The organism is Streptomyces sp. NPDC003023, assembly GCF_042888225.1.
Taxonomy (GTDB): Bacteria; Actinomycetota; Actinomycetes; order Streptomycetales; family Streptomycetaceae; genus Streptomyces.
Genome location: NZ_JBIAPL010000001.1, coordinates 1,811,826 through 1,835,378 on the forward strand (window position 1 = coordinate 1,811,826; position 23,553 = coordinate 1,835,378).

Genomic DNA, 23,553 nt, shown 5'->3' on the forward strand with positions numbered 1-23,553 from the left:
CGGGCCGGGCGCCAGGCGGGCGGGCCGGGGCCGAGGGCGGGTCAGGGCTGCTTACGGGCCTGGCCGGCGGCCTGGCCCGCGGCGGCCTTCTCGGTGGTGGCCCCGCGGGTGCTGAGCCGGCCCCCGCTGGACTCGAGGTGGGCGCGGACGAACCACTGGAAGAGTTCGAGACCGCGCAGCTGCTCGATGAGCATGTCCTGGGTGACGGGGTCGCTCTCCTCGGTGGCCTGCATGGCCTCCCGGTGGTCCTTGACGACCGACGTGTAGACGAGATCGAGGGCGCCGAGGTGCTCGATGGCTTCCGCGCGGCCGATCGAGTAGTCGTTCCAGGTGCGTTCGTCGACCAGCGCGCCCGGGGTGCCGTTGGGCTCGCCGCCGAGGGTGGAGATCCGCTCGGCGAGGTCGTCGATCATGGAACGGACCTGGTCGACCTGCGGGTCGATCATCTCGTGAACGGCGATGAAGTGGGGCCCGACGACGTTCCAGTGGATGTGCTTCAGGGTGAGGGCGAGATCGTTGAGGGAGTGCAGGCGCATCTGCAGCATCGAGATGATCTGCGCGCTGTCCCGGCTGCTCATCCCCGGCACGGTGTACGAGATGTCCGAAGGCTGTGACGACACGGTGGTGCTCCTTGGGTGGTCAAGGCTGAGGCATTCAGCCAAGCAGCCTTCGTGGAGGACCGCCTTCCGGCCGCCTCCGGTGGCCGCGGTCTCTCACCCGTGCGGATGCGGCGGCCGCCGTCCGAAGGGCGCACGGGTGCGTGACCCGGTGACGTGCACGAGCCTTGAGGTACGGACCGGGAAGACGGACCGAAAGGGAGTGCGCCATGCCGAAGAAGGACCGTCCGAGCACGGGCGACAAGGTCTCGTGGAAGAGCCACGGCCAGAACGTGACCGGCAGGGTCAAGAAGAGGATCACGGACCGGACCCGCGCCGCCGGCCGGACCGTCTACGCCTCGCCGGAGGAACCTCAGTACGAGGTCGAGAGCGACAAAACCGGTCGCTCCGCCGTGCACAGGCCCGGCGCGCTGCGGAAGAGGGGCAGGAAATCCTGATGGCCGCGCGTCAGCAGGACGACGACCGGGCCGCGACACTGGACGCGTTCGACGAAGCGGTCAACATGACGGCGGGCAGGCTGGAGAAGTGGCTGGCCACCGACGAGTCGAAGAGCGCCGGACAGAGCGACGGCGGTGAAAGCATCGGTCACGCCTCCGGGCGGCGCATCGTGGAACTCCTGCGCACCAGGAAGGCCGACCTGAGCGACGACGACCTGGCGCACATGCGCAAAGTCGTCGGCTACGTCCACCGCCACATCGAGCAACGCCCCAGCGGCGACGTGACCGACACCAGATGGCGTCACTCCCTCATGAACTGGGGCCACGACCCGCTTCGATGACAGGGCCCCGTCCGTCCGATGACCGGGTCCCGTCCGTCCGGGACCACGGGGCTCGGTTGCGGGCCGGTTCGCGTCATGCCTGGAGCACGAGCAGCGCGATGTCGTCCATGCCGTGACGCGTGGGGCGGACCCGCTCCAGCAGGATGTCGATGAGGCGGTCCAGGTCCGGCTCGTCGGCGTGCGTGAGCTCGCGCGCCAGATGTGCGATCGAATCGCCCAGGTCCGTGCGCGGTGTCTCGATCAGGCCGTCGGTGTAGAGGGTGAGCAGGAGGCCGGGGGTCAGCGGGATCTCGGTGACGGGGTACGTGGCCTGTGGGTCGATGCCCAGAAGCGGCCCGGCGGTGATGTCGACGGGTGCGGCGTCCCGGCCGGGGAGGCGCAGCAGTGGCGGGGGGTGGCCGGCGCTGGCGAGGCACAGGCGGCGGCGCGCGAAGTCGAGGTGGGCGTAGAGGCAACTGGTGAACAGACCGGGGTCGAGGTCGACGAGGAGCCGATTGGTTCCGGCCAGGACCCGGTCGGGAGGCGCGGCGAAGGTGGCGTGCGCGTGGACGGCGGTACGGACCTGCCCCATCAGCGCGGCGGCGGCGACGTTGTGGCCCTGGACGTCGCCGATCACGGCGGCCGCGGCGGTCTCGCCGAGCCGGATGAGGTCGTAGAAGTCCCCGCCGATGTCCATGCCGTGGGTGGCGGGCAGATAGCGGGCGGCGACCTCCAGACCGGCGACCTCGGGCAGGGTGTGCGGCAGGAGCGCCTCCTGGAGACCGTGGGCGAGCCGGAGTTTGACGTCGTACAGACGGGCGCGGTCGAGGGCCTGGGCGATGAGGCCCGCGAGCGACGTCATGACGGCCCGTTCCTCGGCCGAGAACGTGTGGGGATTCTCGTAGGACAGCACACAGCAGCCGACGGCCCGGCCGGAGATGATCAACGGCAGGAAGGCCCAGGCCTGTTTGCCACTGACCGCCGGAGCGTCCGGGTAGATGCGCCGCATCTCCTCCGGATCGGAGAAGAACGACGGGATGCCACTGCTGAGCGCCTGTCCGGCGGGGGTGAACTCGGTGTCGACGGGCAGGCCGTCGAGGGCCTCCACGGCCTCGGCGGGGTAGCCGTGGTGCCCGGTGATGCGCAGCCGCCCCCCTTCGACGGCGGAGAGGACCAGACCCTGGGCACCGAAGGCGGGCACGATCTGGTCGGCGATGAGATCGACGACGTCCTGGACGCCGACGACCTCCGTCAGGGCCGCGGCGAGATGCATGAGCTGGTACAGCTGCCCCGCGCGGGCCGGTGTGACGGTGCGTGTCGACCTGCGGGCTCCGGGGACGGGCGGGGGCGCCGCGCCGGTGGGGATGATGCGGACGCTGATGCCGCTGGCATCGGGATAGAGGTGGAAGTCGAGCCACTGGTCCGGCGGGCGGCAGGCGGTGAACGCGACGGGCTCGCGGCTGATCACCGCCGCGCGGTAGCGGTCCTCGTAGGTCGGGTCGTCGAGCCAGGGCAGTGACTGCCACGGATGGGTGCCCATCAGCCGGCCCGCGTCGCTGCCCAGCATCTCGGCGGCTCCGGAGCTGATGAAGGTGAGGCGGCCCTCCAGGTCCAGGGAGCAGGAGCCTCCCGGCAGACGTTCGGCGAAGTCTGCGGCGGCCGGACCCGGGGGGACGGCCCTGCGGCCCGATTCGACGGGGACGATGTGGGGTGGTGTGCCACTGGCCGGGGCCCTTTCGGCATCGACGGTCTCCTCGATGAGACGGGCCAGCATGCGACAGCTCGAAGCGATGTGACGCCGCTCCCGAGAGCTCATGCGCGGTGGACGGGTGGCCGGCCAGATCAGCAGCAGCGAGCCCCAGCGCCGGACGCCGGTGACCGGCGCGGCACCGAGGACGATGGGGTAGGGGAGCGCCACCGCGGTCCGCGGATAGGAGCGGACCATCTCCTCCTGGCTGCCCACCCAGACGAGGCGCTCCTCGCGAACCGCTGCGGCCACCGGGGCGGGAGCGGCCAGGGGGACCCGTTCCCACGGAGCGGCGAGCTCGGCCGGCGCCCCGCACAGCACCTTCAGCCGCAGTACCTGGTCATCCGGCTCCAGCAGGTAGAGAGCGCCGATGGACGCACCGGTGCGGCGTACGACTTCCGCGACCGCGGCGTCGAGCCCGTCGGCCGCACTGGTCGGACCAGCCGTGCCGGCCACGAGGCACCTCCAGCCTTCGCCGTGCGTCCTCGGGAACGTGCGGCTCGCCCTGACCTTCCGGCACGGACGGGTGCGCTGGACCTGGAAACGCTCCGGATTCACCTATTACGGGAGATTACGCCGACACGGGCGGGTCGGCAGGCGCCACCGGTCACGTCGGACACGGGTCGGCCAGCGCCACCGGCCGCGTCGGCCCCGGGCGGGACCGCGGCGTCGAAGCCGTCCGGGACCGGCCGCCGCGGCCTGCCCGAGCCGCGGCCGGCCCGTGTGCCCGGCATGAGCGACCGCGGCAGCCGCTCCTGCCGGCTGCCGCGGTCATCGTGCTCGTGCCGGGGTGCCGCGATGCTCAGCGGCCGAGGGCCCGGCGCAGTTCCTGCTTGTTCATGGAGGAGCGACCGTCGATGTTCTTCTTCTTGGCCTCCTCGTACAGCTGGTCCTTCGTCGGACCCTGGGATCCGCTGTGGGACCGTTCGCCGCCACGCTGGGAGGCGGACTTCTTGTCGCGGGTGGAAGTCCTGCTCGCGGTCGTCGACTCGCCGGAGCGGGCCCGTTCCTTGTTGACGGTCCGCGCGGCGATCTCCTTCGCCCGCCCGGTGGAGGTTCCGCGCTTCTCCGCGCCCTCCTTGATGTGCTCGTACTGACGTTCCCGCTTGGGGCTGGATCCTGCCGGCATGACGTCCTCCTACTGTGGAACTGCTCCCGGTCTTTTCCGGGCAACGGCATCGTTTGTCGGCTGCCCACCGTCCGCGACTTCTACCGGTGGGGCGCCCCACCACTTCACCGGCGATCGCCCGGGCACGCGGCGCGAGTGACCCGTCCGGGTGACACACCCCCAACGCGACGGTGGTTCCGCCCGCCTCGGCCGGGGAGGACGAGCAAGGCCCCCGAAGTCCGCCCGCCCGCGCCGGCACCGGCGTCACCACGGGCATCACCGCCCTCCACCGCACCGGCCGGCACCGTCGACAATCCCGCCGAACCCGCGGTCGCCCGGTCCCGGAGGCCCGCGCGCTCTGTGAGGCGCATCGCAGAAGTGGCACGATGGCCGCACAAGCTATAGCGAAGGCAGTCATATGTCTCCTGGGGCACCTATGAAGATCCGGCTCCCGCTCCGACTCGCCCTGGTGACGGCCTCGACCGTCCTGGCGCTCACCGCCTGTGGAGGTTCCGGGGAGCCCCGGAGCGCGTCGCAGTCCGCAGCACCGGCGACGACGTCCTCGGCGTCACAGTCGGCCCCCGCCACCGATCCGACGGCCACGACCGTCCCCGGCACGCCGTCGCCGGCCACGGGGACGACCGCGCCCGCACCGGGCCGCGGCGAGTCACTGCCGGGCTTCTCGGACCTCCGGCCGATGTGGCCGTTCGCCACGCTCGCCCAAGCCCAGGACTGGGAGCGTGAGTTCCGCTCGGGCGGCCACCAGCCGTGGCATCTCGACCCGGAGCAGACGGCACTCTCCTTCACCCGTCACTACCTCGGCTTCGAGGACATCGACCGGGTCACCTCACGCTCGGTCGGGGCGCGGGAGGCCCGTATCGGAGTCGGGCTGAGCGGTACGGAGTCCACGGGCACAGCGGCGGTCGTCCACCTGGCGCGCTTCGGCACCGGCAGTGACGCCCCCTGGGAGGTCGTGGGCACCGACGACACGACCCTGTCGCTGACCAGGCCCGCCTACGGATCGGTCGTACGCTCCCCGTTCACGAGCGGCGGGCGGATCACCGGCGTGGACGAGAGCATTCGCGTGCAGGTGCGCCAGCCGTCGTCCGAGGCGCCGATCGGAGAGTCGTGCTGCACGGCGGCGGGCGGCACCACCGCCCGTCCCTGGACGTCCGCCGTCTCCTTCGCCGGAGCCACCGATCCGGTGCTGACGATCGTCGCGTCCACCGGCGGGCACGTCGCCGAGGTCGAGAGGTTCACGGTCACGGCGGTGCGCACCGGCTGACGCGGGAGCCTGGTGGTGGTGACACCAGGCTCGGCAGGCACTCCCCGCGCCGAAGCGTGCCCGCCAGGATGACGGACATGAACCGACCCACCACGTTGATCACCGGTACGACTCAGGGCCTCGGCCGCGCAATCGCCGTCGAAGTGGCGCGCGGAGGTGGAACCGTCCTGCTCCACGGCCGCGACCGCGCACGCCTCGACGCGGTCGCCGCCGACGTGCGGGCGGCCGCTCCCGACACCACGGTGCGCACCGTGCTCGCGGATCTGGCGGACCTGGAGCAGGTGCACACGATGGCCGACCGGATCCTGGCCACCGAGCCCCGGCTCGACGCCGTCGTGAACAACGCCGTGGCCGGCGGCGGCGTCGAACCGCTCAGACGTGAGGTGAGCGCACAGGGCCACGAGTTGCGCTTTGCCGTGAACCACCTCGCGCCGTACGCCCTGGTCCGGGGCCTGCTGCCGCTGCTGACGGCCGGCGCGTCCGCCCGCGTCGTCAACGTCGCCTCCATCGGTCAGGAACGCATCGACTTCGACGACGTGATGCTGGAGCACGGCTACGAGGGGCTGCGCGCCTACTGCCGCAGCAAGCTGGCGATGATCATGGCCACCTTCGAACTGGCGGAAGAACTCGCCGGTACCGGTGTCACGGTGAACGCCCTTCACCCGGCCCACCTGATGGACACCCAGGGGGTTCGTGACTACGGGCTCACCCCCGTCGTCGGCGTCGACGAGGGCGTGCGGCCCACCGTGCGGCTTCTCACCGACCCGGAGCTGACCGGCGTGACGGGCCGTTATTTCGACCGGTTCACCGACGCCCGCGCGCACGAGCAGGCATACGACGCCAACGCCCGCAACCGCCTCATGGAGCTGACCCGCGCATACGTGGCGCGACCGCGCGCCGCGTGACGGATCGCACGACACCGCGTACCCGGTCGTCCGGATACGCGGTGTCCGCCCGGCCCTGCAGCGGGGGCCGGGCCCTGCGCCGGCGCGAGCCGGCCGGGGTTCAGCCCTGGGCGCGGCCCGTGAGGAGATCGCGGACCCGGTCCACCATGCCCATGCCGGGGGCGAGGAGCTTGTTGGCCGGCGGGGTGCTCGGGGCGGAGGGATGCGGGCGGGTGGGGGCGCTCGCCTTCGCCCGACGGACCTTCTCGCCCAGGTCCATCAGCAGTTCAGGGCTGCACGATTCGGCGAGCAGAGGAAACAACCGGTTCTCCTCGTCGGCGACATGCGCGGTGACCTTCACCTTGAGCTGGGAGACCAGCGTGTCGAAGCGGGGGTCGTCGGCCTGGCAGCCCTCGAGCTCCTTCAGCATGCGCTCGACCTCGGCGTGGTCGGCGGTCTCCTCGTCCGCGAGGTCGTCGCCGTCGTCCACGAACCGGCGCACCGCGGGGTACAGGTGCTCCTCCTCGGCGACGGAGTGCCGCACGAGCTCCTTGGTCAGTTCGTCCGCCAGCTCCCGGCGCCGCGAGTCCCCGGTGCTCCGGGCCTCGATCTCGGTGAACATCTGGTCGACCTCGCGGTGGTCGGCCGTCAGCTCCTGGATGACGTTCCCGCCGTGTCCCATGTCCTGGCGTCCTCTCTCGCTTGCTGCGAAGGATCCCCCCACGGGCGTGGCTGCCGCGCCTCAACGGCGACCCTAACTCGGCCACCGGGCTCCGGCGCGCGCACGCGGCGGCGGACACACCAGCGGTTTCGACACCGTCGGCGCGTCGGGCCCGGCGCCGGGGCGGACAGGCGTCAGGCCATGTCCCCGCGTCGGGCGCGACGCGGGCGAGGGGAGACGTCAGGCCATGTCCGGGACAGTGGGACGAAGCCTGTTGCGGAGCAGGTCCCGGTGCAGAGCGGCCACGGGCGCCAGGAGGTCCGGGTGGCGCAGCAGGGCGGCGGCCTGCCGGTCGTGCTCGTCGGGCGCGACCAGACGCCGGTACGCGCCGGGTGCGTCGTCGTTCGTGCCCGCGACGGCGGCGGCTGCGAGACCGGGGTCGCCGAGGAGACAGGCCGCCCAGCTGGCGACGACCTCGTCCACCCAGGTGCGCCAGGCGTGGCGCTCCGGCGCGGCGGCATCGTCGGAGTCGGCGCGGTGCCCGGTGTCGCCGATCCGGTCGAGCCGGGCGGAGCCGCCCGGTCCGGCCATGGCCACGAGCGAGGCGTCCATGGGAGTCGGGTAGCGCAGCAGCGCGGCGACGGTGACGGCCTGCCGGGCCTGCGCCTCGCACAGCGCCGACGCCATGGCGCCGCCGACGGCCGGGTAGGCGCGCGTCAGCCAGGTGGCGGTCGCCGCTATGAGCGGTGACAGATCAGCATGCACAGTGCGGCCGCCCGGTGGACAGGAAATGGTGGGCGAAACATACCGCCGGTGTCCGGCCGGGAAAATGACGTACGTCACCCGTTGCCGGGGTACGTCCCCCGGCCCCGCAGCTCGGCGGCGTACGGGGGTTGTGCCCCGGGCCTGCCGCAGGTGAGCGCCGCGGCCGTCGCGGCGAAACCCAGCACCTCGCGCCACCCCGCGGGCGCCAGGGACCCGAGCGCGTCCGGCGACAGGAGGTCACGGGCGGACAGGGCGTGCAGCAGCGCCGCGTTCACCGTGTCCCCGGCCCCGATCGTGTCCACCACCTCGACCTGCTCACCGGGCACGGACACCCGGTCACCGCCGCGGGTGAGCACCGTCAGACCGTCCGCGCCCCGGGTGGTCACGACCGCCGCGGGACCGGCGGCAGCGCATTCCCTGACGTCGAGGCCCAGCCAGTCGGCGTCCTCCTCGCTCAGCTTGAGGAGCGAGACGTACGGGAGCCAGCTCCTGAACCGCGCCCGGTAGGCGTCCGGGTCCGGGATGAGTCCCGGCCGGATGTTCGGGTCGAGGGCGATGAAGACGCCGCGCCCGGCCTCTCGCCGCATCAGCTCCTCGTAGGCGCCCGCCCCCGGTTCGAGGACCAGCGAGCAGGTGCCGAGCGACAGCGCGCGGGTGGCGGCGGGGAGCCCCGGCGGGACCCGGAACAGCCGGTCCGCGGTGCCCTCCACGTAGAAGGTGTACGCCGCGGAGCCGTCCGCGGCGATCGACGCGACCGCCAGAGTGGTCGGCTCCGGGCCCCGCTGCACCAGCCCGACCCCGACGCCCTCCTCGCGCAGCCGCTCGATCAGGGACTCGCCGAAGGCGTCGGTGGAGACACGCGAACAGAAGGAGACCGCCGCGCCGAGGCGCCCCAGCGCGACAGCCGTGTTGTACGGGCCGCCGCCGGGGGCGGGCAGCAGCGGCGACGGCACGCCCCCGCCGGCCTGCGGCACCAGATCGATCAGGGCCTCACCCGCGACGACGATCACCTGGGTGCTCCTTCCGGGCCGCCGCTTCGGGTGCCCGCCGCCTCGCCCGCCGGGCCGGCAGCGGCAGCGGCGCGGACGATCGCGGCCGCGGCAGGGGCGGCGTCGAGGACGGGTGCCGTGGAGCGCGCCGCGCGGCCCAGCATGAAAGCGCCTTCGAGCAGCGCGATCACCGAGGTGGCCGTCGCACGGGACCCGGCGATGCCGCAGGAGGCGTAGAACGCGGCGAGCGCCTCGGTCCAGGAGGCGAACATCTCCGCGGTGGCCAGCCGCAGCGGCTCGTTGGTGCCGGCGACCTCCATGGCGATGGTCGCAACGGGGCAGGGGTCGGCGAAGTCGAGGTCCTGCAGTGTCCTCGCCGCCCCGGCGAACGCGTCCGCGGTCGTCTTTGCCGGGTCGGCGCCCCGGTCCTGGAAGAGTTCGGCGATCAGACCCAGGTAGGCGGCGCCCGAGGTACGGATCACCTCCTCGCCCAGCTGTGACTTGCCGCCCGGATAGAAGTGGTAGGCGGAGCCGTAGGTGGCGTCGGCCGTCGTGAGGATCTGCTTCATGCCCGTGGCCGAGTAGCCCTGGCGCCGGAAAAGTTCGGTCGCGGAGGCCAGAATGCGCGCTCGTGTGTCGCTTGTCGCTCTCATCGCCGCTAGTCTCTCACTAGATCGATCAATCCAGAAGGGGTGACTGGAACCGATGCCGAAGATCGAGTTGAGTGCCGGAGCCGTCGACTACACGGACACCGGAGGGAGCGGCGAAGTCCTGGTGCTGCTCCACGGGCTGGCCTTCGACGAGTCGGTGTGGGAGCCCGTGGTGGACAGGCTCCGAACCGAATTCCGTGTCGTCGTGCCCGTGCTGCCGATGGGAAGCCACCGGCAGCCGATGCGCCCTGACGCCGACCTGTCCGCGCAGGGGGTGGCGAACATCCTGGCCGAGTTCCTCGAGCGGCTCGACCTTCGGGACGTGACGCTGGTTCAGAACGACGCGGGGACGGCCCAACTGCTCGTCGGGGTGCGCGACGAGCGGGTGCGCCGGCTCGTCCTCACCTCCTGCGAGGCGCTGGAGAACTACCCGCCCGGTGTGCAGGGCAGGACCCTGCAGGTACTGAGCCGGATCCCCGGCGGCATCTTCCTGCTGCTGCAGACCTTCCGGGTGCCCCTCCTGGTCCGGCTGCCCAACTCGCTGGGCGGCATGGCCGAGCATCCGATCCCGTACGCACTGGTCCGGCGGTGGTACGGGCCGCTGCTCGCGGACAGAAGGATCAGGCGCGACTTCGCCAAGTTCCTCGACAGTACGAGGAAGGACACCTACCTGGAGGCGGGGGAGCGTCTGCGCGGTTTCCAGCGCCCGGCGCTCGTCCTGTGGGGCGCCGAGGACCGCATGATGCCGCACGAGACCGGCCGGCGGCTCGCCGCCCTGCTGCCACGGGCCGAATACCGCGAGATCCCGGACGCGCGCACCCTCGTCCAGCTCGACAATCCGGACGCGCTCTGCGCCGAACTGCGCCGTTTCATCAAGGAGTCACCTCAGTAACGCCGAAAAGCCCCGACCGGCTGAGACAGTGACTGTGCACCTCTGCGGACTTGTCGTGGAAAGGACACAGCGTGACTGACGCCTCGTCACTCCTTGCCGGACTCGGTGAACGGCTCCCGGCACTGCGCGAGCTCTACCGTGATCTGCACGCCAATCCGGAACTGTCGTTCCAGGAGGTGCGCACCGCCGGGATCGTGGCCCGGGTGCTGCGGGCCCAGGGCTGGGAGGTCACCGAAGGGGTGGGCGGCACCGGAGTGGTGGGCGTGCTCACGTCCTCGGAAGGGCCCGTCGTCCTGCTGCGGGCCGACATGGACGGGCTCCCCGTGCTCGAGGCGACGGGGCTGCCCTACGCGTCCACCCGTACCGGCATCGACGCCGACGGCAACGAGGTGCCGGTCATGCACGCCTGCGGGCACGACATGCACGTCACCTGTCTGCTCGGCGCGACCGCCCTGCTCGCCGCCGGCAGGGACGCGTGGCGGGGCACCGTCGTCGCCGTCTTCCAGCCTGCCGAGGAGGTCAGCGGGGCGCAGGCCATGCTCGACGACGGTTTCGCGGAACGCTTCCCCCGACCTGACGTGTGTCTCGCCCAGCACGTCGGGCCCATCCCCACCGGCATCGCCGCCACCCGCCCCGGCGCCGTCATGAGCGCCTCCGACAGCTTCTCCGTACGCCTCTTCGGCCGCGGCGGTCACGGCTCGGCGCCGGAGAACACCGTCGATCCGGTGGTGATGGCCGCGGCGGTCGTCATGCGTCTGCAGACGGTGGTCTCGCGGGAGGTGGGGGCCAATCAGGCCGCCGTCGTCACCGTGGGGTCCCTGCACAGCGGCACCAAGGAGAACATCATCCCGGACACCGCGGAGATGAAGATAAACATCCGCAGCTCCGACGCCGCCGTGCGCGCGAAGGTGCTCGCCTCGGTCGAGCGGATCGTACGGGCGGAGGCGCTGGCGGCCGGTGCGCCCAAGGAACCGGAGTTCACGCCGCTGAACAGCTTCCCCCTCACGCTCAACGACGCCGGGGCGACGGCCACCGCGGTGGCGGGACTCGAGTCGGTGCTCGGCGGGGGACAGGTGTGGACCCTGCCCCAGCCCATCACCGGCAGCGAGGACTTCGGCGCGTTCGGGTCGTCCATGGGAGTGCCGTCCGTGTTCTGGCACTTCGGCGGTGCGGACCCGCGACTGTTCCCGGACCCGGACCCGGCGGCGCTCGTCGGAGGCGGGCTGCCGCCCGGTGTGCCGTACAACCACTCACCGCACTACGCGCCGCTGCAGGACCCGACGATCGAACTCGGCGTCCGGACGCTGCTGGGCGCGGCGATGCGGTGGCTGGGCGACGACGCGCGCAATAATGCGTGTTCTTGCTCGTAACACGGGTCTTATGAACATGTATTGACATGCAAGCGCCACTCCCGTCAGAGTCTTCCCCGCCAGAGATGGTCGATCGCGGACACGAGGAGCGTTCTTTCATGCCTGAAATCCCCGCAGTCTCACGCCGCTTGATCCTCGGAGGTGCCCTCGCCACCGGAGCGCTGGCAGCCGGCGGCGGCTCCGCGCATGCGGCCCCTCCCGCGCAGACTGCCGTGGAGTCGGCCCCCGCGCCGCGCCGCACCCCCGGCCAGAAGACGATGATCGGTGTCCCCTTCGACGTCCACCGGACCGTCCGCGTCGCTCTGATCGGTCTCGGCAACCGTGGCTCGGGCATGAGCACGGGCTGGGCCGCCGTCCCCGGCTGCACCGTGACCGCGGTCTGCGACATCCGCGAGGACCGCGTGAAGCGCACCGCCGACCGGCTCGTCGCGCAGGGCAAGCCGCGTCCCGCGGAGTACGGCGGTTCGGACGAGTCGTACCAGCAGATGCTGCGGCGCGACGACATCGATCTCGTCTACATCGCCACCCCGTGGGAGTTCCACTACCAGCAGGGCAGGGACTCGCTGCTGGCCGGAAAGCACGTCATCGTCGAACTGCCCATCGCCACCGGGCTCGACGAGCTCTGGGACCTCGTCGACACCTCCGAGCGCACCCGCAGACACCTGATCCTGTCGGAGAACTGCTCCTACGGCCGCAACGAACTGGCCATGCTCAAGATGGCGCACGAGGGCCTCTTCGGCGACATCACCAACGGGCACGGCGGCTACCTGCACGATCTGCGGGAACTGCTCTTCTCGGACACCTACTACACCGATTCCTGGCGCCGGCTCTGGCACACCCGCAGCACCGCCTCCTTCTACGCGATGCACGGTCTGGCCCCCGTCGCCGCGGCCATGGACATCAACCGCGGCGACCGCATGGCCGTACTCCGCGCCACCGCCACCGAACCCAAGGGCCTCGCCGACTACCGCAAGCGCTTCGTTCCCGCCTCGCATCCGTCGTGGCGGGAGACGTACATCAACGGTGACCTGGTCACCTGCCTGATCGACACGGAGAAGGGCCGGGTGATCAGGGCCGAACACGATGTCAGCTCGCCCCGCCCGTACAGCCGCATCAACTCCCTCGCCGGCAGCCGCGGCATCTTCGAGGACTACGCGGGCACCTCGACGACCGGCGGACGCATCTACGTCGAGCCCGACCACAGCGGGCACTCCTGGCGCGACTTCGACACGTACCGCAAGGAGTTCGACCACTGGCTGTGGAAGAAGATCGGCGACGACGCGGCGAACAACGGCGGCCACGGTGGCATGGACTACGTGCTGCAGTGGCGGACCGTGCAGCTGATGCGGGCCGGTCTCGTCCCCGACATCGACGTCTACGACTCGGCCGCCTGGTGCTCACCGGTGCCGTTGAGCGTCAAGTCCCTGGCCGCCGGGGGCCGTCCGGTCGAGATCCCCGACTTCACCCGCGGTGCCTGGGTGAATCTGCGCATGGGCCTGGACTCCCGAGAGTCCGAGATGCCCCCCGTCGCCTGAGCGTCACCTCTCGAGCTGCCCGACCGAAGGAGCACGAAGTGAGACCAGCCCGACTGTTCATATCCCTCAGAGCCATGGCGGTGGCGGCCGCGGTGCTGCTCGTCCCCGCCCCGTCCGCGGTCGCCGCGACGGCGCAGACCGCACAGACCTCCACGAAGACCGAGGTGACGATAGCGCCCGTCGACCTCGACGGACCGGCCATCTCGGCAGTGAAGGTGACCGTCAAGAACGCGGGGCCCGACCGGATGCGCTCCCTGAAGGTGTCGTTCGCCGGGCCGGTGGGCTGGGCGGTCCAGCCCTCCGTCCGCACCGTCGACGGCACGTTCGCCGTGGGCGCCACCGCCGTCGCGGAGTTCAGCATCCAGGTGCCGGAGCAGCGGTCCGGGTTCACCATCCGGACCTTCACCGCCACGGCGACGTACAAGGGCGGGGACGGCGCCGGGTCGGCGACGGCGACCCTGTCCCAGCGCTCCGGCACGCCGCTGCCGGACCTCGCCGCCGCGTACAACAACGTGGGCGTCACCGACGAGAGCAACACCAAGCCGGGCAACTACGACGGCGGTGGCAACAGTTTCTCGGCGCAGAGGCTCGCCGACGCGGGGCTGACGCCGGGTGGCCGGGTCGAAGCGCTCGGCGCCGAGCTGACCTGGCCGGACGTGCCGGCGGGTACCAAGGGCAACGTCTCCAGCGCGGGGCAGGCGATCGCGCTCGAGGGCTCGGGGAGCAAGCTCGTACTCCTCGGTTCCGGCGTCGGCAGCGGCGCGACCGGGAAGGCGACGGTCTACTACACCGACGGCACCAGCAGCACCGGCTGGTTCGGCTTCCCCAACTGGTCGTTCGATCCGGCGAACGCCCATGGCGCGACGCTGGTCGGTTCGTCCGACGGGCGCAACCGGCAGGACGGATACGGGAACGCGGGCATCGCCTACCGCATCTTCGCCCACTCGGTCCCGCTCGACCCTGCCAAGCAGGTCGAGCTCGTGGTCCTGCCGAGCAACGGGGGCATCCACGTCTTCGACATGGCCCTCGCTCCCTGACACGCACGGTCGGGCGCGAAGTGCCAAGGGCCTGCCGCACCCGGCGGCGGGCCCGAGGGCGTGTTCCGAGGTCGCGGGCCCGGGTCGGCCCCGGGGGCCGGCCAAGCCCGTGCGCTGTGCCCGGTACGGAGGGATCAGACGGCGTGCACTTTGATACCCGCCTCCGCGAGCTGGGCCGCCATGTCGGACGGGAGGGCCGAATCGGTCACCAGGACATCGATGCGGTCCAGTCCGCAGATCCGGGCGAAGGCCCGGCGGCCCATCTTGGACGAGTCGGTGACCACGACGACCCGGCGCGCCCGCTCGGCGAACAGCCGGCTGATGCTCGCCTCGTCCTCCTGATGGGTCATCAGGCCCAATTGCGGGTCGACGCCGTCGACCCCGAGGACCGCGACGTCGAGGACGACCTCGTTCAGGACGCCCACGGTCAGCGGGCCGACGAGTTCGTAGGTCTGGGGGCGGGCGACCCCGCCGGTGACCACGATCTTGATCTGCGGACGCACCGCGAGTTCGCTCGCGATGTTGAGCGCATTGGTGACGACGGTGAGCGAAGGGGACGTCGGCGTGTCGGGCGACTCCTGCCGCCTGCCGCCCGCCCGCAGGGCCAGCGCTCTGGCCACCTCGGTCGTCGTGGTGCCCCCGTTGAGGCCGACGACATCTCCCTCGGTGATCAGCTCGGCGACCGCTGCGGCGATGCGCTGCTTCTCGGACGCGTGCCGGGAGGTCTTGTAACGCAGGGGCAGCTCGTAGGAGACGCCGTGCGCGACGGCGCCGCCCCGGGTGCGCACCAGCATCTGCTGCTCGGCGAGTTCGTCGAGATCCCGGCGGATCGTGGCAGGTGAGACCTCCAGAGTGGTCGCGGCCTCCTCGACCTCGAGCCTGCCCTCGGAAGCCAGCAACTCCAGCAGCCTGCTCCACCGCTCGTGTTTGGCCATGTGTGGGACTCCTTCGGGCATCGGACCTGCGCTCTCGACACGCTAAAGGACCAGGGGTGGCGCCCTTGACGGAGGGTCGGGCGGGCGCAGCGTCCTGTTCTCGCCAACATTCGCACGGCGCGTGCCGCACCACTCCTTCACGCCGGAGCAATAATGCGGCCACCCAGGCAGCTGCTCGTAACTGCTCGAAAGTGCTATAGATTGAGCAGATTAATGCAGGCAAAGTTGAATCAGACCAGAGATCACGTCCGTGGTGGTCCTGTTCGCCCCTCAAGGAGTACGCCACTTGTCCCCCACCGGTTCCTCCCGCACCTCGGCCGAGATCGCCTCCCAGCCCGCCGTGTGGCGGCAGGCCGCCCACACGCTCCCGCAGCACGCCGCGGCCCTGCCCCGCAGGGGTGAACGCGTCGCCGTCGTCGGCTGCGGAACGTCGTGGTTCATGGCCCAGTCCTACGCCGTCCTGCGCGAGAGCGGCGGTCACGGCGAGACCGACGCCTTCGCGGCCTCCGAGTTCCCGCACGGCCGCACCTACGACCGCGTCCTCGCCATCACCCGGTCCGGCACCACCACCGAGGTCCTCGACCTGCTGCGGCGGGTCAAGGGCAGCGTGCCCACCGGCGCCGTCACCGCCGATCCCGCGACCCCTGTGATGCAGGCGGCCGACGCCGTCGCCGTACTCGACTTCGCGGACGAGGAATCCGTCGTCCAGACCCGGTTCGCCACCGCCAACCTCGCACTGCTGCGAGCCCATCTGGAGGCCGAGAACGCCCTGCCGGACGGGGTCCTCCCTCTCGACCAGGCGATCCGGGACGCCGAGCGGGCCGTCTGTGAACCTCTCGACGCGGCGGTGTGCGCCGCGGAACAGTTCACCTTCCTGGGCACCGGCTGGACCTACGGCCTGGCGCTTGAGGCGGGACTCAAGATGCGCGAAGCGGCCGGCGCCTGGACCGAGGCATACCCGGCCATGGAGTACCGGCACGGGCCGATCAGCATCACAGGCCCCGGGCGGGTGGCATGGGCCTTCGGCCCGCTGCCCCACGGGCTGGCGGACGACGTCGCACGGGTCGGCGGCCGGCTCGTCGCGGACTCCGGGGGCACCGACCACGACCTGGACCCGCTCGCCGACCTGGTCCGCGCCCAGCGCCTGGCGGTCCTCCTCGCGGAGGCGCGCGGCCACAACCCCGACCGGCCCCGCAACCTCACCCGGTCGGTCGTCCTCGACGAGAGCAGTGCCGCAGGAGCCTGACGGGCACGGCCGCCCCCGGCCCCCGACGGCGGCGCCTGCCGCCGGACCAGTACGACCGACCGTATCCACGGAGGAAGACCATGCCGCTCACGCCCACTGACGACATCGCCCGTTCCGCAGCCCGAGCCGGCGTCGGTGTCGGGGCGTTCAACGTCGTGCAGCTCGAGCACGCGGAGGCCATCGTCGCCGGCGCGGAGGCCGCGGGCCGGCCGGTGATCCTGCAGATCAGCGAGAACACCGCCCGCTACCACGGATCACTCGAACCGATCGGGCTGGCCACGCTCGCCGTCGCCCGCGCGGCGAAGGCCCCCGTCGCCGTCCACCTCGACCACGCCGAATCCGCGGAGCTGGTGCACGAGGCCGTCGAACTGGGCTTCACCTCGGTCATGTTCGACGCGTCGAAGCTTCCCTACGAGGAGAACGTGGCCGCGACACGGGAGGTCACCGGCTACTGCCACTCGTGGAGCGTCTGGGTCGAGGCGGAACTCGGCGAGGTCGGCGGCAAGGACGGCGCCCACGCCCCCGGTGTGCGCACGGACCCCGAGGAGGCCCGCGACTTCGTCACGGCCACGGGCGTCGACGCCCTGGCGGTCGCCGTGGGCAGTTCGCACGCGATGCTCACCCGGGACGCCGTCCTCGACTTCGCGCTCATCACCCGGCTGCGGGACGCCGTGACCGTCCCGCTCGTGCTGCACGGGTCGTCCGGCGTGGGGGACGAGGGGCTGGCCAAGGCCGTGGCGGCCGGGATGACGAAGGTGAACGTCTCCACCCACCTCAACAAGGCGTTCACCCAAGCCGCCCGCACCTACCTCGAGGCGCACCCCGAGACCGCCGACCCCCGCAAGTACCTCGGGCCCGCCCGTGACGCCGTGGCCACCGAGGTGGCCCGGCTGCTGGCCGTGCTGCACGGCGATCGGGGGTAGGGCGGGCAGCGCCGGGGCTGGGGGAGGGCCGGGGCGGGGGAGCGCAGGGGCCCGGCGCACCCGGAGAGCCGCGATCGCGTTCCCCCTGCTCCTGCTCCTGCTCCTGCTCGTCCCTCTGCTCGTCCTTCTGGCGGGTGGAAGCAGAGGGGCCGGGGGGAACAGGACGAAGCGCGTTCGCGAGGACGTCGCGCCAGGACGGACGTGGCCCTCGTCGAGCGCGACGTCGATTCCCGTGCGAGTGTCCGCAGGGGTGCGGTCCGAACGCGGTACGCCCGCGGGCCCTCGCCGCCGGCTGGGCCCGACCCGTCGTTCACGGCGGCTCCTTGCGGCCTGCGGGAGTCATTGCCGTGCCCGGCCCGTCGATCAGGGAAGCGGCGTCCCGCCCGTGGCGTTGACGATCTCGGCCGTGATGTAGCCGGCCTGCGGCGAGGCGAGGAAGACATAGGCAGGAGCCATTTCCGCCGGCTGGGCGGGGCGGCCCAGCGGCGACTGCTTGCCGAACTCGGCGGTGTCCGGCATGGTCGCCGGGATCAGCGGGGTCCACACGGGCCCCGGAGCGACGGCGTTGACACGGATGCCGTCGGACGCCACCATCTGCGCCAGCCCTTGGGTGAAGGTGACGATCGCGCCCTTGGTCATCGCGTAGTCGAGGAGATGGGGGCTGGGCTTGTAGGCCTGGACGGATGTGGAGTTGATGATGCATCCGCCGGTCGGCATGTGGGGGAGCGTCATCTTCGACAGCCAGAACATGCCGTACAGGTTGGTGCGCATGACGCGGTCGAACTGCTCCGTGGTGATCGCCCCGATGCCGTCCGGCTGGGACATCTGATAGGCGGCGTTGTTGACCAGGATGTCGATCCGCCCGAACTCGCCGACGGCGCGGTCCACGAGCCGGCGGCACTGCTCCTCCTCGCGGATGTCGCAGGCGACGGCGATCGCCTTGCGTCCCGCCTCCTCGACGAGATCACGCGTACGGGCCGCCTCCTGCGCCTCCTCGGGAAGGTGTGTGAAGAGCACATCGGCGCCCTCGCGGGCGAAGGCCAGTGCGACCGCCCGGCCGATGCCCGAGTCGCCGCCCGTGAGCACGGCCTTGAGATCGCGCAGCAGGCCACTGCCGCGGTAGCTCTTCTCGCCGTGGTCCGGCGGTGGGTCCATGGGACCGGTCCAGCCCGGGTGCTCCTGTTCCTGCTGGGGGAACTGCGGTTCCGGGTGCTTCGACACCGGATCCCTGGCCTCGTCGTTCTGCTGGGGCACGACCGACTCCTCCTCGCTGCGCGTCGCTGCCGCGGTGGGCTCTCCGCCTACCCTCCGGTGCCGCATAAACGCACGCAAACGGGGTGGTGGCTGCCTCGTCGGGTCGATCGCCACGAGGAGCGCGGTACGGAAGCCCGATCATCCTCAGTCACGGCGTCACGGTGTTCGTGGGCGTCACGGCGGGCGGCTTCGGCCGCACCGGCGGCAGGCCGGATCTGCTCCCCGCCGCCGGACCGGCACCCGTGGAGCGGGGGCCGCCGCCCGCCGTACCCAGCGAGACGGAGGGGCGCCGCCCCGCCGCCGAGCGCCGCCCGCCCGGCCTTGAATGCCGGCCCGCACGGTGCCGGTGCGCGGAACCCGGCGAGAACAGGCGTTCCTCGTACCGGTCCAGCGCGAGCACCAGCCCCAGGAGCAGCACCGGCAGCAGTACCGCGGTCAGCAGCGCCACGGCCCCTGCCGGGCCGGGTATCACGGCGCCGGCTCCGTGCCGGGGAGCGGGCACGCCCCCGGCAGGACTCTCGGCGAGCGGGCAGGCCGACCGCTCGCGCGCAGGGCACGGATGTCGAAGTGATGGCACGGCGTGGACTGCTCACGCAGCCGGGCGAAATGGGTCATACAGTGCGCCTGCCCCCTTCACGGCGGCCTACGCGGTGCCGACGGCAGAGCGTCGCACCCGGCGCCGGTGGCCGGCTTCCATGGACGGGGCGGCCCTCTCTCCCGTGTCCGGCTTCCCGGGCCACCGGTCGGCCCGCCGCCGCGGCCCGGGTATTGCCTCCGGCCGGGCGGGCAGAAGAAACGCAGCGGCCCGGATGCGCTACGTCGGTGATCGCGGAGACGAGGAGGCGCATCGTGTTCCCACGTCCGGGCACATGAGAGATTCCGACATCGGCCGCTGGAGAGTGAAGTGATGGACGTGCGCACTGTGGGTGTGGAGGAGGAGCTGCTCCTCGTGGATCCCGATTCCGGGGAGCCGCAGGCTCTGTCGGCGGCTGTGCTCGCGGCCGCCGGACGGGAGGGCGGTGACGCCCAGCAGGTGTTCGAGGCGGAGCTGCAGCGTGAGCAGCTCGAATTCGCGACCCACCCGCAGGCGTCGATGCACGATCTCGCGGAAGAGATCGTCCGCTGGCGCGCGGAGGCCGCCCGCCATGCCGAACGGCTCGGGGCGGCCGTCGCCGCGCTGGCGACCTCGCCGCTGCCGGTCAGTCCCTCCCTCGGGGCCGGCGAGCGTTACGGATGGATGGCCGAACAGTTCGGGCTCACCACGCAGGAGCAGCTCACCTGCGGCTGCCATGTCCATGTGTCCGTCGACTCCGACGAGGAGGGCGTGGCGGTTCTCGACCGTATCCGCCCGTGGCTCTCCGTCCTGGTGGCGATCAGTGCGAACTCGCCCTTCTGGCAGGGCAGGGACAGCGGCTACTCGAGTTACCGCAGCCGTGTCTGGGGGCGTTGGCCCTCCGCGGGCCCGATGGAACTCTTCGGGTCGGCGGCCAGGTACCACGAGCAGGTCACCGCGATGGTCGGCACCGGCGCCCTGCGCGACCGGGGCATGATCTATTTCGACGCGCGCCTCTCGTACACGTATCCGACCGTGGAGATCCGGGTGGCGGACGTGTGCCTGGACCCTGCCGGCACCCTTCTCGTCGCCACCCTCGTCCGGGGGCTGGTGGAGACCGCGGCCCGTGAGTGGCGCGAGGGCCTGCCGCCCGCGCCGCACGGCATCGGTCTGCTGCGGCTGGCCTCATGGCGGGCCGGCCGTTCCGGCCTCGAGGAGCAGCTGATCCATCCGCTCACCATGCGACCCGCGCCCGCCGCGGATGTCGTCCGGGCGCTCGTCGACCACGTACGGGACGCACTGGAGGACTCGGGCGACGTCCGAGACGTGGAGAAGGCGGTGGCGGCCTTGCACGAGACCGGAAACGGGGCCCGGTTCCAGCGCGACCTGATGAACAATACGGGCAGCCTCCGGGACGTCGTCACGGCCTGTGTGCGCAGGACCTCGGGCGGCTGAGGGGGCGCCGACGGTCCGGCGCCGTCATGCTGCGGACCGCCGCCGCTCCCCACCTCCGCACGTCGTGCGGATCCGGTATGGATCTTCAGGCATGGATCACCCCCACCGTGGGCATACGCCAACCGGGCCCCGCCGCGCATCCCCCGTCGCGGCGGGGTTCCCCCTTGCCCGGGTCACCCGCTCCGGCGGCCGGTCACGAGCAGGTACTCCCACTCCATGGTCGAATCTCCCGTCCCGCAGCCGTGCTGCCGGGCGAGTTCGACGAGGGTGCTGTCGAGTTCGGCGACGCGTTCGGAGGAGTCGCCGATGTTGTTGTAGACCGCGATGGCCGGTCCGTAGACGGTTTTGAAGTAGTCCCGGAAGGCCTCGGGAGTGCCGAAGCGGTCCACCGTCACCGTCGCTCTGCGTGCCTGCAGGTCGGTCACCCGGTCGCCGAGGAGCGTGCGCACATGTTCCTCGTTTCCCCACAGCGGAGGCGGCTGGGCACCGGGCGGCGGAGCGGGCGAGTACGGCCGCACCGCGGCGAACATCTGGCCGATGAAACCTTCCGGCGTCCAGCTGAGCAGGCCGATGGTGCCACCCGGGCGGCACACCCGGACCAGTTCGTCGGCGGCCGCCCCGTGGTGCGGGGCGAACATGACCCCTACGCACGACATGACCGTGTCGAACTCGCCGTCGTCGAACGGCAGCGCCTCGGCGTCGGCCTCCCGCCACTCGAGTTCGATGCCCTGCTCCCGTGCCCGGCGCCGTCCGGCGTCCAGCAACTCGGGGGTGAGGTCGCAGGCCACTACGTCCGCTCCGGTCCGAGCCGCGGGAATCGCGGCGTTGCCCGTGCCGGCGGCGATGTCCAGAACCCGGTCACCCGCCTTGGTACCGCATGCCTGGACGAGGGCCCTGCCCAGGCCGGGAATCAGCTCACTGGCGAGGGTGGGGTAGTCGCCCAGCGCCCACATCTTGCGGTGCTTCGTCTTGAGGGCCAGATCGGCCTCGGTCATTGCCGTCGCGTCCGTCATCACAGACCTCCCGGGGAAGTCCGGCCGCCGGCCGCTCGGTGCGACCGCACGGTCCGACCGTGATCACCACTTCTGCCGATGTCTCAACGATAGATCCGTGGGGCGCGCCTGCCCTGCTCGGGAGACATTCCGACGGCACTGCCCCCGCGCACACCGAGCGCGGGCCGGGGCTGCGGCCGGGTCGGTGCCCGTGTCGGCAGGGCCTGGGCGGGTACCCGCCCGGCGTCCGCCGCCACACCGACGCACCACACGCCGACGGCCGCGCGCACATCAAACGCCGATGCCGACACACCACCCCGACACACCATTCCGGCACACCATTCCGACAGACCACGAGGAGCGCCATGAGTGACGACTATCGCCCGGAGGGCTTCGAGGACAGCGACGAGTCGCTGCCGCGCGACATGCCCGATCAGCAGGCCGGGGCGAACGAGGCCGAAGAGGCGGACACGCAGGAGGACGTGGCGGCCGCGACGGGTGGTGGCGACCAGGAGCGCCCGGAAGAGGCGCCCGACAGCGGCGAAGCCGACGCGGTCACTCCCGCGTCGCCGGGTGTCAGCGGCCCCGGAACGCCGGAACCGGAGGAGCCCAGCGGCTGAGACGCGAGCTTCGCCGGCGCACCTTTCAGCAGGGCCGGAACGCGGAGCGGGCGGCACGTCCCCGCCGGCCGGTCCTGCCATCAGCACCGGTGGCCGGCGGGTGGCAGCACCGGCCCCCTTCCTCGGCGGACGGACTCGGTGCATGATCACGGAAGGCCGGTGCGCCGCGGACACGGACGCCGCGAAGCAGGCCGGCGCCGGTCCGTTCCGAGCCCAGTCGCAGGAGAGAGATGCCCAGCATCGCCAGTGCCACCCCCGGCCGCACCGTCCGGCCACGCGCCGCCCTCGCCATGGCACCGGACGCGGCCGCCGCCGTGCTCGATCCCGCGGCCCTGGCCGCCCTCGGAGAGGTGTGCGACCTCGCGCCGGGGCCCGCGCTCGACGACTTCACGACCGGACGGGCGCACGAGGCGCTGCGTGACGCCGAGATCCTGATCACCGGCTGGGGCTGCCCGGCGCTGGACGCAGCCGCGCTCGAAGCCGCACCCCGGCTGCGGGCCGTCGTCCACACCGCCGGTTCGGTACGCGGCCACATCACGCGAGCATGCTGGGAACGCGGCATCGCGGTGTCCTCCGCGGCCGTGGCCAACGCCCTGCCCGTCGCCGAGTACACCGTCGCCATGATCCTGCTCAGCGGCAAGCGTGCCCTCGAGAGCGCCCGCGCCCTGCGTGCGGAGCGCCGCGACCCCGCCGTGCTGAAGAGCACGCGCGGCATCGGCAACTACGGCCGCACCGTCGGCATCCTGTCCGCCTCGATGATCGGGCGCCGGGTGATCGAGCTGCTGCGGATGTACGACCTCGAGATCCTGCTGCACGACCCCTACGTGACCGCCGACGACGCCGCCGGTCTCGGCGCGGAGGCCGTCGGCATCGGCGAACTCTTCGCCCGCAGCGACGTCGTCAGCGTCCACACGCCGCTGCTGCCCGCCACCCGCGGTCTTGTCAGCCGGGAGCTGATCGGTGCCATGCGGCCGGACGCGGTACTGATCAACACCGCGCGCGGAGCCGTCGTGGACCAGGACGCACTCACCGACGCCGCCGCGGCGAAGCGCATCCGGGCAGTGCTGGACGTCACCGATCCCGAGCTCCTGCCGCCCGACCACCCGCTGTGGGAGTGCGACAACGTCACCATCACCCCCCACATCGCGGGATCGCTCGGCAACGAGTGGGGGCGGCTGGCGGAACTGGCCGTGGCCGAGGTCGCCCGGTTCGCCGACGGCGAGGGGTTCGCCCATCCCGTGCTGCGCGAAAACCTGGCCCGACTCGCCTGACTGCCCC

General features: G+C 71.8%; 24 protein-coding genes. 13 read left to right on the forward strand and 11 right to left on the reverse strand.

The features are described from left to right. Positions 1 to 41: 41 nt before the first annotated feature. On the reverse strand, positions 42 to 620 hold the full coding sequence (locus tag ACFYV1_RS07560; RefSeq protein WP_389394411.1) for a Dps family protein: 579 nt from the start codon (positions 618 to 620) through the stop codon (positions 42 to 44). Positions 621 to 826: 206 nt separating this feature from the next. Here ACFYV1_RS07560 and ACFYV1_RS07565 point away from each other — a divergent pair, with 206 nt between their 5' ends. Both ACFYV1_RS07565 and ACFYV1_RS07570 read left to right on the forward strand, forming a co-directional pair. Next, positions 827 to 1,054, forward strand: coding sequence for a DUF2945 domain-containing protein (locus tag ACFYV1_RS07565; RefSeq protein WP_389394412.1), 228 nt, complete (start codon positions 827 to 829; stop codon positions 1,052 to 1,054). Further along, complete coding sequence (locus ACFYV1_RS07570; RefSeq protein WP_389394413.1) at positions 1,054 to 1,395, forward strand: DUF3140 domain-containing protein; 342 nt, start codon at positions 1,054 to 1,056, stop codon at positions 1,393 to 1,395. The genes ACFYV1_RS07565 and ACFYV1_RS07570 overlap by 1 nt, the downstream gene beginning before the upstream one ends. A gap of 73 nt (positions 1,396 to 1,468) precedes the next feature. Here the strand turns inward: ACFYV1_RS07570 and ACFYV1_RS07575 are convergent, their stop codons facing one another. Both ACFYV1_RS07575 and ACFYV1_RS07580 read right to left on the reverse strand, forming a co-directional pair. Continuing rightward, the gene (locus ACFYV1_RS07575) at positions 1,469 to 3,577 is read right to left on the reverse strand and encodes a SpoIIE family protein phosphatase (protein WP_389394414.1); all 2,109 of its coding nucleotides are present in this window, start codon (positions 3,575 to 3,577) and stop codon (positions 1,469 to 1,471) included. Positions 3,578 to 3,923: 346 nt separating this feature from the next. After that, complete coding sequence (locus ACFYV1_RS07580) at positions 3,924 to 4,250, reverse strand: plasmid stabilization protein (protein WP_389394415.1); 327 nt, start codon at positions 4,248 to 4,250, stop codon at positions 3,924 to 3,926. Between the two features lie 415 nt (positions 4,251 to 4,665). Here ACFYV1_RS07580 and ACFYV1_RS07585 point away from each other — a divergent pair, with 415 nt between their 5' ends. Next, the gene (locus tag ACFYV1_RS07585) at positions 4,666 to 5,514 is read left to right on the forward strand and encodes a hypothetical protein (protein WP_389394416.1); all 849 of its coding nucleotides are present in this window, start codon (positions 4,666 to 4,668) and stop codon (positions 5,512 to 5,514) included. A gap of 77 nt (positions 5,515 to 5,591) precedes the next feature. Further along, complete coding sequence (locus tag ACFYV1_RS07590) at positions 5,592 to 6,419, forward strand: SDR family NAD(P)-dependent oxidoreductase (RefSeq protein ID WP_389394417.1); 828 nt, start codon at positions 5,592 to 5,594, stop codon at positions 6,417 to 6,419. A 100-nt stretch (positions 6,420 to 6,519) separates the two neighbouring features. Here ACFYV1_RS07590 and ACFYV1_RS07595 read toward each other — a convergent pair whose 3' ends face one another. The 4 genes from ACFYV1_RS07595 to ACFYV1_RS07610 form a co-directional block, all read right to left on the reverse strand. Further along, on the reverse strand, positions 6,520 to 7,080 hold the full coding sequence (locus ACFYV1_RS07595) for a hemerythrin domain-containing protein (RefSeq protein WP_389394418.1): 561 nt from the start codon (positions 7,078 to 7,080) through the stop codon (positions 6,520 to 6,522). A gap of 219 nt (positions 7,081 to 7,299) precedes the next feature. After that, the gene (locus ACFYV1_RS07600) at positions 7,300 to 7,824 is read right to left on the reverse strand and encodes a hypothetical protein (RefSeq protein WP_389394419.1); all 525 of its coding nucleotides are present in this window, start codon (positions 7,822 to 7,824) and stop codon (positions 7,300 to 7,302) included. 74 nt (positions 7,825 to 7,898) lie between these two features. Further along, entirely contained in the window at positions 7,899 to 8,834 is a 936-nt protein-coding gene (locus tag ACFYV1_RS07605) for a carbohydrate kinase (protein WP_389394420.1), read from the reverse strand. After that, complete coding sequence (locus ACFYV1_RS07610) at positions 8,831 to 9,466, reverse strand: TetR/AcrR family transcriptional regulator (RefSeq protein ID WP_389394421.1); 636 nt, start codon at positions 9,464 to 9,466, stop codon at positions 8,831 to 8,833. Before ACFYV1_RS07610 ends, ACFYV1_RS07605 begins: the two co-directional genes overlap by 4 nt. Positions 9,467 to 9,518: 52 nt before the next feature. Here ACFYV1_RS07610 and ACFYV1_RS07615 point away from each other — a divergent pair, with 52 nt between their 5' ends. The 4 genes from ACFYV1_RS07615 (at position 9,519) to ACFYV1_RS07630 (ending at position 14,297) form a co-directional block, all read left to right on the forward strand. After that, a complete protein-coding gene (locus ACFYV1_RS07615) occupies positions 9,519 to 10,355 on the forward strand; it encodes an alpha/beta fold hydrolase (RefSeq protein WP_389394422.1) in 837 nt (278 codons plus the stop codon). A gap of 71 nt (positions 10,356 to 10,426) precedes the next feature. After that, positions 10,427 to 11,725, forward strand: a complete 1,299-nt coding sequence (locus ACFYV1_RS07620; RefSeq protein ID WP_389394423.1) for an amidohydrolase — start codon at positions 10,427 to 10,429, stop codon at positions 11,723 to 11,725. A 98-nt stretch (positions 11,726 to 11,823) separates the two neighbouring features. Further along, entirely contained in the window at positions 11,824 to 13,260 is a 1,437-nt protein-coding gene (locus ACFYV1_RS07625; RefSeq protein ID WP_389394424.1) for a Gfo/Idh/MocA family protein, read from the forward strand. A gap of 74 nt (positions 13,261 to 13,334) precedes the next feature. Next, the gene (locus ACFYV1_RS07630) at positions 13,335 to 14,297 is read left to right on the forward strand and encodes an NEW3 domain-containing protein (RefSeq protein WP_389394605.1); all 963 of its coding nucleotides are present in this window, start codon (positions 13,335 to 13,337) and stop codon (positions 14,295 to 14,297) included. Between the two features lie 134 nt (positions 14,298 to 14,431). Here the strand turns inward: ACFYV1_RS07630 and ACFYV1_RS07635 are convergent, their stop codons facing one another. After that, positions 14,432 to 15,232 carry a DeoR/GlpR family DNA-binding transcription regulator gene (locus tag ACFYV1_RS07635; RefSeq protein ID WP_389394425.1) on the reverse strand — a complete coding sequence of 267 codons (801 nt, stop codon included), beginning with the start codon at positions 15,230 to 15,232 and terminating at the stop codon, positions 14,432 to 14,434. Positions 15,233 to 15,518: 286 nt separating this feature from the next. On the opposite strand from ACFYV1_RS07635, the gene ACFYV1_RS07640 reads away from it, so the two are divergent. Together ACFYV1_RS07640 and ACFYV1_RS07645 are read left to right on the forward strand one after the other, a co-directional pair. Continuing rightward, positions 15,519 to 16,478, forward strand: a complete 960-nt coding sequence (locus ACFYV1_RS07640; RefSeq protein ID WP_389394426.1) for an SIS domain-containing protein — start codon at positions 15,519 to 15,521, stop codon at positions 16,476 to 16,478. A gap of 80 nt (positions 16,479 to 16,558) precedes the next feature. Next, positions 16,559 to 17,401, forward strand: a complete 843-nt coding sequence (locus ACFYV1_RS07645) for a ketose-bisphosphate aldolase (RefSeq protein WP_389394427.1) — start codon at positions 16,559 to 16,561, stop codon at positions 17,399 to 17,401. Positions 17,402 to 17,764: 363 nt separating this feature from the next. Here ACFYV1_RS07645 and ACFYV1_RS07650 read toward each other — a convergent pair whose 3' ends face one another. Both ACFYV1_RS07650 and ACFYV1_RS07655 read right to left on the reverse strand, forming a co-directional pair. Further along, positions 17,765 to 18,655, reverse strand: a complete 891-nt coding sequence (locus tag ACFYV1_RS07650) for an SDR family oxidoreductase (RefSeq protein WP_389394428.1) — start codon at positions 18,653 to 18,655, stop codon at positions 17,765 to 17,767. Between the two features lie 148 nt (positions 18,656 to 18,803). Then, entirely contained in the window at positions 18,804 to 19,127 is a 324-nt protein-coding gene (locus ACFYV1_RS07655; protein ID WP_389394429.1) for a hypothetical protein, read from the reverse strand. A 435-nt stretch (positions 19,128 to 19,562) separates the two neighbouring features. Between ACFYV1_RS07655 and ACFYV1_RS07660 the strand changes: the two genes are divergently transcribed. After that, entirely contained in the window at positions 19,563 to 20,663 is a 1,101-nt protein-coding gene (locus ACFYV1_RS07660; protein WP_389394430.1) for a glutamate--cysteine ligase, read from the forward strand. A gap of 173 nt (positions 20,664 to 20,836) precedes the next feature. On the opposite strand, the gene ACFYV1_RS07665 is transcribed toward ACFYV1_RS07660, so the two are convergent. Next, positions 20,837 to 21,676, reverse strand: coding sequence for a class I SAM-dependent methyltransferase (locus ACFYV1_RS07665; protein ID WP_389394431.1), 840 nt, complete (start codon positions 21,674 to 21,676; stop codon positions 20,837 to 20,839). A gap of 344 nt (positions 21,677 to 22,020) precedes the next feature. On the opposite strand from ACFYV1_RS07665, the gene ACFYV1_RS07670 reads away from it, so the two are divergent. Both ACFYV1_RS07670 and ACFYV1_RS07675 read left to right on the forward strand, forming a co-directional pair. Next, a complete protein-coding gene (locus tag ACFYV1_RS07670) occupies positions 22,021 to 22,275 on the forward strand; it encodes a hypothetical protein (RefSeq protein WP_389394432.1) in 255 nt (84 codons plus the stop codon). A gap of 230 nt (positions 22,276 to 22,505) precedes the next feature. After that, the gene (locus tag ACFYV1_RS07675; RefSeq protein WP_389394433.1) at positions 22,506 to 23,546 is read left to right on the forward strand and encodes a hydroxyacid dehydrogenase; all 1,041 of its coding nucleotides are present in this window, start codon (positions 22,506 to 22,508) and stop codon (positions 23,544 to 23,546) included. Positions 23,547 to 23,553: the final 7 nt, after the last annotated feature.

Coding starts and splice junctions, on each gene's coding strand:
- ACFYV1_RS07565 (WP_389394412.1), top strand. CDS start 827: ATGCCGAAGAAGGACCGTCCGAGCACGGGCGACAAGGTCTCGTGGAAG.
- ACFYV1_RS07570 (WP_389394413.1), top strand. CDS start 1,054: ATGGCCGCGCGTCAGCAGGACGACGACCGGGCCGCGACACTGGACGCG.
- ACFYV1_RS07580 (WP_389394415.1), bottom strand. CDS start 4,250: ATGCCGGCAGGATCCAGCCCCAAGCGGGAACGTCAGTACGAGCACATC.
- ACFYV1_RS07585 (WP_389394416.1), top strand. CDS start 4,666: ATGAAGATCCGGCTCCCGCTCCGACTCGCCCTGGTGACGGCCTCGACC.
- ACFYV1_RS07590 (WP_389394417.1), top strand. CDS start 5,592: ATGAACCGACCCACCACGTTGATCACCGGTACGACTCAGGGCCTCGGC.
- ACFYV1_RS07595 (WP_389394418.1), bottom strand. CDS start 7,080: ATGGGACACGGCGGGAACGTCATCCAGGAGCTGACGGCCGACCACCGC.
- ACFYV1_RS07610 (WP_389394421.1), bottom strand. CDS start 9,466: ATGAGAGCGACAAGCGACACACGAGCGCGCATTCTGGCCTCCGCGACC.
- ACFYV1_RS07615 (WP_389394422.1), top strand. CDS start 9,519: ATGCCGAAGATCGAGTTGAGTGCCGGAGCCGTCGACTACACGGACACC.
- ACFYV1_RS07625 (WP_389394424.1), top strand. CDS start 11,824: ATGCCTGAAATCCCCGCAGTCTCACGCCGCTTGATCCTCGGAGGTGCC.
- ACFYV1_RS07630 (WP_389394605.1), top strand. CDS start 13,335: ATGGCGGTGGCGGCCGCGGTGCTGCTCGTCCCCGCCCCGTCCGCGGTC.
- ACFYV1_RS07635 (WP_389394425.1), bottom strand. CDS start 15,232: ATGGCCAAACACGAGCGGTGGAGCAGGCTGCTGGAGTTGCTGGCTTCC.
- ACFYV1_RS07645 (WP_389394427.1), top strand. CDS start 16,559: ATGCCGCTCACGCCCACTGACGACATCGCCCGTTCCGCAGCCCGAGCC.
- ACFYV1_RS07660 (WP_389394430.1), top strand. CDS start 19,563: ATGGACGTGCGCACTGTGGGTGTGGAGGAGGAGCTGCTCCTCGTGGAT.
- ACFYV1_RS07665 (WP_389394431.1), bottom strand. CDS start 21,676: ATGACGGACGCGACGGCAATGACCGAGGCCGATCTGGCCCTCAAGACG.
- ACFYV1_RS07670 (WP_389394432.1), top strand. CDS start 22,021: ATGAGTGACGACTATCGCCCGGAGGGCTTCGAGGACAGCGACGAGTCG.
- ACFYV1_RS07675 (WP_389394433.1), top strand. CDS start 22,506: ATGCCCAGCATCGCCAGTGCCACCCCCGGCCGCACCGTCCGGCCACGC.